The 12,694-nt window shown below is 74.0% G+C and carries 8 protein-coding genes; 7 read left to right on the top strand and 1 reads right to left on the bottom strand.

The features are described 5' to 3' along the window. Nucleotides 1–66: 66 nt before the first annotated feature. Nucleotides 67–1,476, bottom strand: a complete 1,410-nt coding sequence (locus ACFY2K_RS08695; RefSeq protein ID WP_375882935.1) for a CCA tRNA nucleotidyltransferase — start codon at nucleotides 1,474–1,476, stop codon at nucleotides 67–69. Nucleotides 1,477–1,870: 394 nt separating this feature from the next. On the opposite strand from ACFY2K_RS08695, the gene ACFY2K_RS08690 reads away from it, so the two are divergent. From ACFY2K_RS08690 to trxA, 7 genes are all read left to right on the top strand, one after another. Next, nucleotides 1,871–4,345 (top strand): DUF6049 family protein, encoded by a 2,475-nt coding sequence (locus ACFY2K_RS08690; RefSeq protein ID WP_387710373.1) that lies wholly within the window; start codon nucleotides 1,871–1,873, stop codon nucleotides 4,343–4,345. Between the two features lie 58 nt (nucleotides 4,346–4,403). Continuing rightward, the gene (murJ, locus tag ACFY2K_RS08685; RefSeq protein ID WP_380587512.1) at nucleotides 4,404–6,872 is read left to right on the top strand and encodes a murein biosynthesis integral membrane protein MurJ; all 2,469 of its coding nucleotides are present in this window, start codon (nucleotides 4,404–4,406) and stop codon (nucleotides 6,870–6,872) included. A gap of 306 nt (nucleotides 6,873–7,178) precedes the next feature. Continuing rightward, nucleotides 7,179–9,215: a protein kinase family protein gene (locus tag ACFY2K_RS08680; RefSeq protein ID WP_380644714.1), complete on the top strand. Its 2,037-nt coding sequence runs from the start codon at nucleotides 7,179–7,181 to the stop codon at nucleotides 9,213–9,215. 46 nt (nucleotides 9,216–9,261) lie between these two features. Further along, the gene (gene sigM / locus ACFY2K_RS08675) at nucleotides 9,262–10,056 is read left to right on the top strand and encodes an RNA polymerase sigma factor SigM (protein WP_380525504.1); all 795 of its coding nucleotides are present in this window, start codon (nucleotides 9,262–9,264) and stop codon (nucleotides 10,054–10,056) included. Further along, nucleotides 10,053–11,012, top strand: coding sequence for a hypothetical protein (locus ACFY2K_RS08670; protein ID WP_380525505.1), 960 nt, complete (start codon nucleotides 10,053–10,055; stop codon nucleotides 11,010–11,012). Before sigM ends, ACFY2K_RS08670 begins: the two co-directional genes overlap by 4 nt. A gap of 194 nt (nucleotides 11,013–11,206) precedes the next feature. Then, nucleotides 11,207–12,169, top strand: a complete 963-nt coding sequence (trxB, locus tag ACFY2K_RS08665) for a thioredoxin-disulfide reductase (RefSeq protein ID WP_375882911.1) — start codon at nucleotides 11,207–11,209, stop codon at nucleotides 12,167–12,169. 134 nt (nucleotides 12,170–12,303) lie between these two features. Further along, entirely contained in the window at nucleotides 12,304–12,630 is a 327-nt protein-coding gene (trxA, locus tag ACFY2K_RS08660; protein WP_375882914.1) for a thioredoxin, read from the top strand. Nucleotides 12,631–12,694 lie beyond the last annotated feature (64 nt).

Below are 12,694 nucleotides of genomic sequence, written 5' to 3'. Positions count from 1 at the left end.
ACGCGGCGGTCACCGTCCCCTCCGGGACGGTGACCGCCGCGCGGTGCGTCCGGGGCGTCGCCCGGGTCAGCCCTGCTGCTGCTCGGCCCACCAGGCCCGCAGCGCCGCGACCGCCTCGTCGGGCTCCATCGGGCCGTGCTCCAGCCGCAGTTCGAGCATGTGCTTGTACGCCTTGCCGACCAGCGGGCCGGGCCGCAGCCCGAGCAGCTCCATGATCTGGTTGCCGTCCAGGGCGGGGCGGACGGCGTCCAGCTCCTCCCGGGCCTGCAGTTCGGAGATCCGCTCCTCCAGGCCGTCGTAGGTGCGCGAGAGCGCGGCCGCCTTCTTCTTGTTGCGGGTGGTGCAGTCGGAGCGGGTCAGCTTGTGCAGGCGCTCCAGCAGCGGCCCGGCGTCGGTGACGTAGCGGCGCACCGCGGAGTCGGTCCACTCGCCGCCGCCGTAGCCGTGGAAGCGCAGGTGCAGCTCGACCAGGCGCGAGACGTCCTCGGTGAGCTCCTTGGAGTACTTGAGCTCCCGCATCCGCTTGCGGGTCATCTTGGCGCCGACCACCTCGTGGTGGTGGAAGGAGACCCGGCCGTCCGACTCGAAGCGGCGGGTGCGCGGCTTGCCGATGTCGTGCAGCAGCGCGGCCAGCCGCAGGCTGAGGTCCGGGCCGTCCTGCTCCAGGTCGATGGCCTGCTCCAGGACGGTCAGCGAGTGCTCGTAGACGTCCTTGTGCCGGTGGTGCTCGTCGCTCTCCAGCTGCAGCGCGGGCAGCTCCGGCAGCACGTGCCCGGCCAGGCCGGTGTCGACCAGCAGCCGCAGGCCCTTCACCGGGTGCGCGGCGAGCAGCAGCTTGTTCAGCTCGGCCTGCACCCGCTCCGCCGAGACGATGGTGATCCGCTCGGCCATCGCGGTCATCGCGGCGACCACCTCGGGCGCCGGGTCGAAGTCCAGCTGGGCCGCGAAGCGGGCGGCCCGCATCATCCGCAGCGGGTCGTCGGAGAAGGACTCCTCGGGGGTGGCGGGGGTGCGCAGCACCCGGGCCTCCAGGTCCTCCAGGCCGTGGTGCGGGTCGACGAAGCCGCGGCCGGGCAGGTCGACGGCCATCGCGTTGACCGTGAAGTCGCGGCGGACCAGGTCCTGCTCGATGGTGTCGCCGTAGGTCACCTCGGGCTTGCGCGAGGTGCGGTCGTACGCCTCGGAACGGTAGGTGGTGATCTCGATCAGGAAGGACCCCTCGGGGGTGTCCTTGCGGGCGCCGACGGTGCCGAAGGCGATCCCGACGTCCCAGACCGCGTCCGCCCAGCCCTTGACCAGCTTGAGCACCTGCTGCGGCCGGGCGTCGGTGGTGAAGTCCAGGTCGTTGCCGAGCCGGCCGAGCAGCGCGTCCCGCACCGAGCCGCCGACCAGGGCCAGCCGGTGCCCGGCCGCGTGGAAGCGGCGGGCGATCTCGTCGGCGACCGGCGACACCCGCAGCAGCTCTTGCAGCCCCATCGTCTGGGCTTCGCTCAGGCCTGGGACGACCTGGACGGCGGTGCTGGAACGGTCGGTGCGCGCGGTGGGCTCATTGGCAGTGGACACGGCTCACAAGGGTACGTGCCCCGGAAGGTCAACCGCCCGCGCGTTTTGGGCGTCTCACCCCAGAGCCCGCAACACTGCACGCCAGGCTGGATCGTTACCATGCCGGTGGACGGAGCGCGGACACCGGAACCGGGGATGCGGTGTCGCGTGCCGCCGTGCCGACGGATCCCTCCGCGGCAGCAGGGTGGCGTACGTCGTCGAGCGAAGAACGTCGAGCGAGGAACGTCGAGCGGGGAACGTCGGGCGACCGCGCCGGACGGACAGCATCAGCAGCGAGCGAGCGAACAGAACGGCGAGGGCGAAACGAGTGAGTGAGCCGGCACGGCACTCGGGCCTGGGGGCACACCGACGACCTGGGCGGGCCGCGGGCCCGACCGAACCCCGCACCGGGGAACGGCGCACCGGCGGCCGCGCGCGCCGCTTCGCCGCCGCCTGCGGTGCGCTCCTGGCACTGGTCGCGGCCGCCCCCGCCGCGGCCCTGCCGACCGGCGGCAACGTCCGCCCGACCGTCGACTCGACGGCCACCGCGGAGTACCCGGTGGTGCTGACCATCGAGACGGTCACCCCGCAGCTGGCCGTCCAGAACGGCACCGTGTCCATCACCGGTCACGTCACCAACTCCGGCAAGTCCGCCCTCAAGGGCGCCCACGCCGCGGTCCGCAAGCCGGTCTCCAGCAAGCCCCTGCAGCGGCGCAGCGAGCTCCAGGGCGTGGCCGCGCGGACCGGCCCGCGGGGCGACGACGGGACGGAGCTGGACAGCCCGCAGTACGCCCTGCCGGAGCTCAACCCGGGCCAGAGCCTGCCGTACACCCTGAGCGTCGCGGTGAGCGACCTCGGCTTCTCCGAGAGCGGCGTCTACGAGCTCGCGGTGGACGCCTGGGGCTCGACCGCCGACAACCCGCGCGACCGGGCCCTGGGCATCGCCCGGACCTTCCTGCCCTACTCCCAGGGCAGCAGCGAGGCCCAGCCGACCAAGGTCGCCACGCTCTGGCCGCTGGTGCACGCACCGGTGCTGGCCGCGCAGACCTACGCCGAGGGCGACCAGAACCTCTCCGTGCTGCGCGACGACAGCCTGGCCGCCGACTTCGCGCCGGGCGGCCGGCTGTACGAGCTGGTCGACACCGGCGCCAAGCTGAACGGGCTGACCTGGGTGGTCGACCCGGACCTGCTGGACGCCGCGTTCGCGATGACCAAGCCGTACCGGGTGCAGAAGCCGGGCACCGAGGGCTCGGGCAAGTCCGCCAAGGACGAGAACACCGTCGGCCGACCCGCCTCGGCCGCCGCCGACGCCTGGCTGAACAAGCTGCGGGCGGCCGTCGCCAAGTCGGGCAGCCAGGTCGTCTCGCTGCCGTACGCCGACCCGGACCTCGCCTCGATCGCGCACAACGGCGCCGACCTCAGCGGCATGGGCACCGCCCTGAGCAAGGCCGCCACCGCCGGCCGGCTGACCGTCGAGGGCCGGCTCGCGGTGGACACCCGCTCCGACGTGGCCTGGCCGTACCAGGGCTACCTCGACCAGCAGATCGCCGGCATCGCCCGGCAGGCGGGCAGCAACCTGGTCCTGGTCAACGGCGCGAGCATGCCCGACCCGGACTCGGTCAACTACACCCCGACCGCGGTGCGCCCGATCGGCAACGGGCAGAACGCGGTGGTCGCCGACGACACGGTCTCCGGGCCCTTCCAGAAGGACCTGAGCACCCCGAAGGACCAGACCGACGCGACCCAGCGCTTCCTCGCCGAGACCTACGCGATCACCCACGAGCAGCCGCAGAACCAGCGCGGCCTGCTGGTGATGCCGCCGCGCGAGCTGACCGTCAACACCGCCAAGGCACTGGCGACCGCCCTGCAGACGGCCGGGGACAAGTGGCTGGCCCCGGTGAAGCTGGACGTGCTGGCCCAGGCCGCGCCGGACCCGAAGGCCAACACCGGCGTCCCCTCGCCGGCCGACTACCCGACCCAGGCCCGCGCCTCCGAGCTGCCGGCCTCCGCCCTGAGCGGCACCGACGAGATCCAGCAGAAGCTGGACACCCTGATGCGGGTGCTCACCCTGCCGCAGCGGGTGCGCGGCCCGTTCAGCGCCGCGATGGTCCGCTCGCTGTCCACCGAGTGGCGCGCCCAGGCGCCGGCCGGCGACGCCTACCGCACCGGCGTCACCAACTACCTGAACGAGCTCACCACCGCCGTCCAGGTCCCGAAGAAGAACGTCGTCACCCTGGCCGGGAACACCGGCCAGCTCCAGGTCAGCGTGCGCAACGACCTCACCCAGACGGTCACCAACCTGCAGCTGCGGCTCACCTCGATCCAGCCGAACAGGCTGCGGGTCGGCCTGCCGGAGCAGCTCGTCCTCCCCGCCTCGCAGAGCGTCACCCTGCGCTTCAACGCCGAGGCCCGCAGCAACGGCCCGGTCACCATGGTCGCCCAGCTGTGGACCACCGGTCCCGACTCCCGGCCCTACGGCCAGGCCCAGACCTTCACCGTCGAGGTCACCTCGGTGACCAACGGGGTGCTGTACGTCTTCGCCGGCGCCGCCGTGCTGCTGGTGCTCGCCGCGCTGCGCTTCATGCGCCAGCGCAAGCGGCGCGGCGGGCAGCCGCACGAGGACGGCGACCAGCCGGTCGGGGACGACCCGGCGGACGGCGACCCGGCGGGCACCGCCGAAGCTGAGCCCGCCGAGCCGACCGGCCCGGACGGCGCCGCGGACGGGGGGCCCGCACAGACACCGCGCGCCAGCAGCCCGGATGGCCGGGATCGGACCGCCAGTGATGAGAAGGTTGGTCCTTGACACCGCCGACCCCCCGCAACCCCGGGCCGGTCTCCCCCCACAACAGCGAAGAGGTGACATGACCGGGCGCAGCGAGGAGCGGCCGCCGGGCCGCGGTGAGAGCCGGCCGGGCGCCGAGTCGCCGTCCGGCGACTGGTACGTGGCCGACACCTACGCCCAGGACCCGTACGCCGCGCAGGCGTACGGGACGGCGCAGGACGGTCAGGACCCGTACGGCCTCCAGGCCGGACGGCCCGCCGCGGCGCCGCCGCCGGTCACCGCGTACGACGTGCCGCCGCAACTGCCGCCGCAGGGCGGCGGCTACCCGACGCCGGTGCCGACGACACCGTTCTCGCCCCCCGTCCCCCCCGTGCAGCCCGGCTGGGACACCCCGATGCAGGCCGACTGGCCGCAGCAGGCCGCCCCGGCGGCACCGGTCTCCACCCCGGCCCCCGGAGCGTGGAGCCAGCCGCAGCCGCAGTGGGAGCCGGGACCGGCGCACTCCGCCTGGGACACCGAGACCACCGAGTACGTCGGGGTGGACGCGCTCTTCGGCAGCGGACGGGCCGATGCCGCGGCCCAGCCGCCGGTCCCCCAGCCCGCCCCGGCCCCGCAGGCCGCCCCCGTGCCCCCGGCCTCGGCGGTGCCGCCGGGCGCGCCCGCGCCGTACCCGCCGATGGGCGGCTACCCGGGGCAGCCGGGGCAGCCGCAGCACGGCGGCCACGACGGGCAGCGGCCGTTCGTGCCGCCGATCGAGTTCGACCCGCCGCTCTCCGAGGAGGAGGCCACCATGCAGGTGGCCGCCGTGGCGGTGCCCCCGGCGGTCGAGCCGCTGGCGGACCTCGCCGAGGAGCAGGCCGCCCGGCCCGCGGCCGAGCCCGCCCCGGCCTCCGACGGCGGTGGCGGCAAGGTCGCCGGCCTGCTGAGCTCCAGCGCGATCATGGCGGCCGGCACCCTGGTCTCCCGCGGCACCGGCTTCCTGCGGACGATGGTGATCGCCGGCGCGATCGGCATCGCGGTCATGGGTGACTCGTACAACGCGGCGAACACCCTGCCGACCCTGCTGTACATCCTGATCGGCGGCGGCGCGCTGAACGCGGTCTTCGTGCCGCAGCTGGTGCGCAGCATGAAGAACGACGAGGACGGCGGGACGGCCTACGCCAACCGGCTGCTCACCCTGGTGATGGTCGGACTCGGCGGCGTGGTCTTCCTGGCCGTGCTCGGGGCGCCCCTGCTGGTCCAGCTGATCGCCCATCCGATGATGACCAACCCGGCCCGTGCCGAGACCACGGTCGCCCTGGCCCGCTACTGCCTGCCGACCATCTTCTTCATGGGCGTCCACGTGGTGATGGGCCAGATCCTCAACGCCCGGGGCCGGTTCGGCGCGATGATGTGGACCCCGGTCCTCAACAACATCGTGGTGATCTTCACCTTCGGCGCCTACATCTGGGTCTACGGCGGCTTCAACGGCACCCAGATCACCCCGGAGAACATCACCCCGGAGGGCGTCCGACTGCTCGGCCTGGGCACCCTGCTCGGCCTGGTGGTCCAGTCGCTGGCGATGATCCCGTACCTGCGGGCGGCCGACTTCCGCTTCCGGCCGCGCTTCGACTGGCGCGGCCACGGCCTGGGCAAGGCCGCCCGGCTGGCCAAGTGGACCTTCTTCTTCGTGCTCGCCAACCAGGCCGGCTACCTGGTCATCACCCAGCTGGCGACCGCCGCCGGCAGCGCCGCCGAACAGGGCGGGCACGGCGGTGTCGGCCTCTCGGCCTTCTCCAACGCCCTGCTGATCTGGCAGCTCCCGCAGGCCGTCATCACCGTCTCGATCATGAGCGCGGTGCTCCCCCGGCTCTCCCGCGCGGCCGCCGACGAGGACGCCGGCGCCGTCCGGGACGACCTGTCGTACGGGCTGCGCACCACCGCGGTGGCGGTCGTCCCGGCGGCCTTCCTGTTCCTGGCGCTCGGCCCGGCGATCGGCCGCTCGATCTACGCGGTCGGCGGCGGCGGGACGGCCCTGGACAACGCGACCAACGTCGGTCTGATGCTCTCGGCCTTCGCCCTCGGGCTGATCCCGTACTCCGCCCAGTACGTGATGCTGCGCGGCTTCTACGCCTACGAGGACACCCGGACGCCGTTCTCCAACACCGTCTGGGTGGCGGTCTGCCAGGCCGGCTTCTCGCTGGTCTGCTGGGTCGCGCTGCCCGCGCAGTGGACGGTGACCGGCATGGCCCTCGGCTACGGCCTCGCCTACGCCGTCGGAGTGATGGTCGCGGTGCCCAAGCTCAAGAAGAAGATCGGCGGGCTGGACACCAAGCGGATCGGCAAGACCTACAGCCGGCTGGCCACCGCCTGCGTCCCGGCCGCGGTGGTCGGCCTCGGCGTCAGCCTGGCGGTCCAGCAGGTGCTCGGCGGCTGGCCGGGCAGCGTGCTGTCGGTCCTGCTGGGCGGCGGCCTCCAGCTGCTGGTGTTCGTGTTCATCGCGAAGCGCCTGCGGATCGAGGAGATGAACGCCATGCTGGGCATGGTCCGCGGCCGACTGGGCCGCTGAGTCCGAGCACAACCGGCCGGACGAGCGGGCGCCCTGACCGGGCGTCGACCAGGGCTGACACCGCCCCCGCCCGTCCGGCCGCAGCACGGGCCGCCCTCCATGACCGGACACGCCCGGGCCGCCACGTGGCGGCCCGGTGTCGGATCTGCACCACATCTCTCCACCGGTATGCAACCGAGCGGACCCTTCAGCGGTCGTACCCGGTGGTGAAGAGTGGGCACAATTGTCCTGGAGCACAGGGCGGCCAATCCGCGGGCTCCAGCGACTCTCTCAGGCCGGGGCGACACAAGGGGAGGCAGGACCACGGTGGCTGATGGCACCAAGGCGGTCGTCGACACGTCAACAGCTGACGCGGCGGCGGACGAGGCCGCGCTGGCTGCGGCGATCGACGAGCTCGGGAGCGGGAACTCCGCCCCGGCGGGCTCCGCCGACGCCTCCTCCACGGACGCCCCCGGGAACTCCTCCGCGGACTCCGTGGAGACCCCTGACACGGCCGGCGCCGAGAGCAAGGACGACGGCGAGGACGACAGCAAGGACGGCGACGAGGACGGTCCGGCCCCTGAGGCGCCGGCGGCCGCGGTGAGCGAGGAGACCTCGGAGATCACCGCCCCGCTCTCCGTCCACGAGATCGCCGCCGAACTGGCGGCCGGCCCTCCGCGGAAGAAGCCCGCTCCCGCACCGCAGCCCGCCTCCGACAAGCGCCGTCCGACCGACCCCCAACCCACCCTCGACCCGCGCGACACCGCCACCCTCCCGCGGACCCTGCCCGCGCCGATGCGGCACAGCGGCGACAAGATCGGCCACCGGTACCTGCTGGAAGAGTGCATCTCCCAGACCGAGACCTTCAGCAGCTGGCGCGCCGTCGACGAGAAGCTGCGCCGGGCCGTCGGCGTCCACCTGATGGCCTCCGGCCACCAGCGCGCCCGCAAGGTGCTGGCCGCCGCCAAGTCCGCGGCCCTGCTCGGCGACCCGCGCTTCGTCCAGGTGCTGGACGCCGTGCAGGAGAACGAGCTGGTCTACATCGTGCGGGAGTGGCTGCCGCACGCCTCCGACCTCGCCAAGCTGCTCGCCGACGGCCCGATGGAGCCGCACGAGGCGTACCAGATGGTCCGCCAGGTCGCCGACGCCGTCGCCGCCGCGCACCGCCGCGGCAAGGCGCACCTGCGGCTCACCCCGCGCTGCGTGCTGCGCACCGACAGCGGCCAGTACCGGATCAACGGCATCGCGGTGGACGCCGCCCTGCGCGGGCTGCCCGCCGAGGACTCCACCGGGGCCGCCGCCGAGGACGCCCAGCGCACCGACACCCGGGCGATCGGCGCCCTGCTCTTCGCCGCACTCACCCACCGCTGGCCGTACCCCGAGGACCGCTACGACCTCAAGGGACTGCCCAAGGACCTGCAGAACGCCGCGCCGGACCAGGTCCGCGCGGGCGTCCACAAGGGTCTGTCCGAGCTCGCGGCGCGCGCCCTGTTCGACCACCCGCCGCACCACGCCGAGCCGATCACCACCCCGGAGGAGCTGGTCCGGGCGATCGCCAAGCTGCCCCGGATCCGGCAGCCCGAGCCCGAGCTGCCGGCCTTCCCGACACCGCCCCGGCACCACGGCCACGCCCTCCCGACCGCGCCCATCCCCACCCGGGTGGCCGACACGACGGTCGCCCCGCTGCCGGCCTCCTCCCGGCCCACCGCCGCCCGGCGCACCAGGCGCCGGCTGCGCCGGGTGGTCAAGGCCACCGCCTGGACGGTCGCCCTGGGCGCGATCGGCGTCGCCTCCTGGCAGTTCGTCGGCAGCCTGCGCAACAGCAACCAGGCCGTCGCCACCCCGCAGACCTCGATCAGCAGCACCGCCGCGAGCGCCCGCCCGACGGCCCACACGCCGGTGCCGATCCAGATCAAGGGCGCGGAGTCGTACAACCCGCTGGGCGACGGTCCCGAAGGCACCGACAGCGTCAAGAACGCCATCGACGGCGACCCGAACACCGCCTGGACCACCGGCTGGTACGTCGACCAGCTCGGCCCCAAGCCGCCCGCCCTCAAGGTGGGCACCGGACTGCTGATCGACCTCGGCTCACCGCAGTCGGTCTCCTCGGTGACCGTCCAGTTCAAGGACGGCGAGCAGGCCGCGGAGGTGCGCGTGCCCAACGCGTCCGCCGCCGCCAACCCGACCGCGGCCAGGCCGGAGAGCTTCTCGGTCGTCGCGGCCAGGAAGGCCGGCCTCAACGTCGACTACGCCCTCGAATCGCCGGTCACCACGCGTTACCTCTTGATCTGGCTGACCTCTCTGAACAAGGATTCCGACGGCAGGTACCGCGGCCACGTCGCCGAGGTAAAGGTCTCCGGCTGACCGCACGGTCCAGACCCGGAACGACCCGCGGCGACAAGGGGTGACAGTGGCGGACGACGACGCGACGCTGCTCGCCCGGCACGTCGCCGGCGACCAGGAGGCCTTCGGCCTGCTGGTGAACCGCCACCGGGACCGCCTCTGGGCGGTCGCCCTGCGCACCCTGGGCGACCGCGAGGAGGCCGCGGACGCCCTCCAGGACGCCCTGGTCTCCGCCTTCCGGGCCGCCGCCGGCTTCCAGGGCCGCTCGGCGGTCACCACCTGGCTGCACCGGATCGTGGTCAACGCCTGTCTGGACCGCGCCCGGCGCAGCGCCACCCGGCGCACCACCCCGCTGGACGAGGACCCGCAGCGGCTGGACCGCCTGGTCGGCTCCGCCGAGCCGGCCGACTCCCCGGTGGTCCGGGCCGAGGTGCAGCGCGAGCTGACCGCCGCGCTCGCCGAGCTGCCCCCCGAGCAGCGGGCCGCGCTGGTCCTGGTCGACATGCAGGGCTACCCGGTCGCCGAGGCCGCCGAGCTGCTGGGCGTCCCGGTCGGCACCGTGAAGAGCCGTTGCGCCCGCGGCCGGGCCCGGCTGCTCCCACTGGTCCGGCACCTGCGCGAGAGCGACGGCGGGGACGGCGGGAACGGCGACACCAACGGCGACAGCAACGGCGGCGGACGGAACGTTTCACGTGAAACACCGGCCGGCCGGCCCCCGGGACGCACCGCCCCCGACCCGTCCGGCACCGCCCCGCCCCCGCCGGACCGGACCAGGGGGAACCCGACGGGCCCCCGCACCGTCACAGGGACAGGCACGAGCACCGGCCGCACGATGCTGGAAGGAGACGCGAGCACCCGATGAACGCCCCCCTCTCCTCCCCCGGACCCGCCGACGCCCACCCCTCGGTCGACGAGCTGGCCGACCTCGCCGAGGGCCTGGTCGAGCCCGCCGGGGCCGCCGAGGCCCTGCAGCGGCACCTGGACGGCTGCGCCGAGTGCCGCGGGACCGTCGAGGCGCTGGCCGAGGTGCAGGCGCTGCTCGGCACCGTCGAGCCCGAACCGATGCCCGCCGACGTCGCCGCCCGGCTGGACGCCGCCCTCGCCGAGGCGGCCCGCGCCGACCGCCCCTCCCCGGCCCGGCCCACCGCAGGCCCCGAGCGGGCCCCCGCCACCGCCCGCCGGACGGAGTTCCCCACCGTGCCCGTACGGGCCGCCGCGGCGCCCTCCGCGCCCCCCTCGCGCCCGGCCTCGGCCCCCGGCCCCGGCCGCCCCCGCCCGCGCCGCCGCCGGTTCGCCGTGCTGCTCGGGGCGGCCGCCGCGCTGGCCGCCGTCGGGCTGGGCGGGGCCCTGCTGCTGCACCAGGACGACTCCGCCACCCGCACCTCCGCCGTCTCCGCGGCCTCGGCGGGCACCGCGGGTTCCCCCGGCGAGCAGAGCGCCCGCACCCCGCACCTGGCGGGCCCCGGCACCGTCTACCGGGAGGACCAGCTCGCCGCCCAGGTGCAGCAGCTGCTGGACCGTTCCGGCTCCCAGCCCGGGCTGCGCGCCACCGGGCCCGCCAAGTCCGGCGCCGCGCCCGCCGACGGCTCGGGGCCGGAGCTCTCCGGCCCCGCCTCACCCGCCGCACCGGTCTCCCCCGCGGCCTGCCGCGCCCCCGCCCCGGGCACCCCGCTGGCCACCGACCGGGGCAGCTACCAGGGCTCCCCGGTGGACGTCCTGGTCTACCCCGCCGCCGGTCGGCCCGGTTTCGTGGACGTCTTCCTGCGCTCCCCCGACTGCGGCCCGGTCGTCCTGCAACGGACCGTCCCCGGCCACTGAACGGCCCTTCCCAGCCACCGGACGGCCGTTCCCATGCGATCGACGACCAGGGCGGCACGCCGCTTCCGGAGTTCGGGCGCCTGGTACTGATCCGCCTGGGAATGCGAGAGACTGGTCAGTCGTTGTCCCGGGCGGCGGAGCAGGACCGCCCTCCCCGCAGCAAACGCGGGTCGCGATGCGAACCAGGAGAAGCAGTGAGCGACGTCCGTAACGTGATCATCATCGGTTCCGGCCCGGCAGGCTACACGGCCGCGCTCTACACGGCCCGCGCCTCCCTCAAGCCGCTGGTCTTCGAGGGAGCCGTCACCGCCGGTGGTGCGCTCATGAACACCACCGAGGTCGAGAACTTCCCGGGCTTCCGGGACGGCATCATGGGCCCCGAGCTGATGGACAACATGCGGGCTCAGGCGGAGCGCTTCGGCGCCGAGCTGATCCCGGACGACATCGTCGCGGTGGACCTCACCGGTGAGATCAAGACCGTCACCGACTCCGAGGGCAACGTCCACCGGGCCCGCGCCGTGATCGTCACCACCGGCTCCCAGCACCGCAAGCTCGGCCTGCCCAACGAGGACAAGCTCTCCGGCCGCGGCGTCTCCTGGTGCGCGACCTGCGACGGCTTCTTCTTCCGCGACCAGGACATCGCGGTGGTCGGCGGCGGCGACACGGCCCTGGAGGAGGCGACCTTCCTCTCCCGCTTCGCCAAGAGCGTCACGATCATCCACCGCCGTGACAGCCTGCGCGCCTCCAAGGCGATGCAGGAGCGCGCCTTCGCCGACCCGAAGATCCGCTTCGAGTGGAACAGCGCGGTCGAGGCCATCCACGGCGACCCGAAGCTGACCGGCGTCACCCTGCGCGACACCGCCACCGGCGAGCTGCGCGAGCTGCCCGTCACCGGCCTGTTCATCGCGATCGGCCACGACCCGCGCACCGACCTCTTCAAGGGCCAGCTGGACCTCGACGGCGAGGGCTACCTCAAGGTCGACGCCCCCTCGACCCGGACCAACGTCGAGGGCGTGTTCGGCGCCGGCGACGTCGTGGACCACACCTACCGCCAGGCCATCACCGCCTCCGGCACCGGCTGCTCCGCCGCGCTGGACGCCGAGCGCTACCTGGCCGCGCTGGACGACGCGGAGAACAAGACCGCCGTCGCGGTCTGACCTCCCCGCCACCGACCGAACCCCGCGGGGGTGTTCCACGTGAAACACCCCCGCCCCGGCCAGGCAGAAACAGAACGGGCCCGCCCGTTGTTCACCTGGCAGCAGCCCCCTCCGTCCTAACCCGAGGAGTCCCCGTGGCCGGCGCCACCACCACCGTCACCGACGCGACCTTCAAGTCCGACGTCCTGGAGAGCGACAAGCCCGTACTGGTCGACTTCTGGGCCACCTGGTGCGGCCCGTGCCGCCAGGTCGCCCCGGTCCTGGAGGACATCGCGGCCGAGAACGGCGACAAGCTGACCATCGCCAAGCTCGACGTGGACGCCAACCAGGTGACCGCCGCCGAGTACAACGTGATCTCGATCCCGACCCTGATCCTCTTCAAGGACGGCCAGCCGGTGAAGCAGATCACCGGTGCCCGTCCGAAGGCCGCGCTGCTGCGCGAGCTGGACGGCCTGTTCTAGGCCTCCCGGTCACTCTCCCGGTCCACCGACCGGACGGCGGCGGGGCTCCCCCTCGGAGGGGAGC

Source organism: Kitasatospora sp. NPDC001309 (assembly GCF_042896295.1).
Lineage (GTDB): Bacteria > Actinomycetota > Actinomycetes > Streptomycetales > Streptomycetaceae > Kitasatospora.
This window is presented reverse-complemented; position numbering and strand designations above follow the sequence as displayed.

Coding starts and splice junctions, on each gene's coding strand:
- ACFY2K_RS08695 (WP_375882935.1), bottom strand. CDS start 1,476: ATGGGGCTGCAAGAGCTGCTGCGGGTGTCGCCGGTCGCCGACGAGATC.
- murJ (WP_380587512.1), top strand. CDS start 4,404: ATGACCGGGCGCAGCGAGGAGCGGCCGCCGGGCCGCGGTGAGAGCCGG.
- ACFY2K_RS08670 (WP_380525505.1), top strand. CDS start 10,053: ATGAACGCCCCCCTCTCCTCCCCCGGACCCGCCGACGCCCACCCCTCG.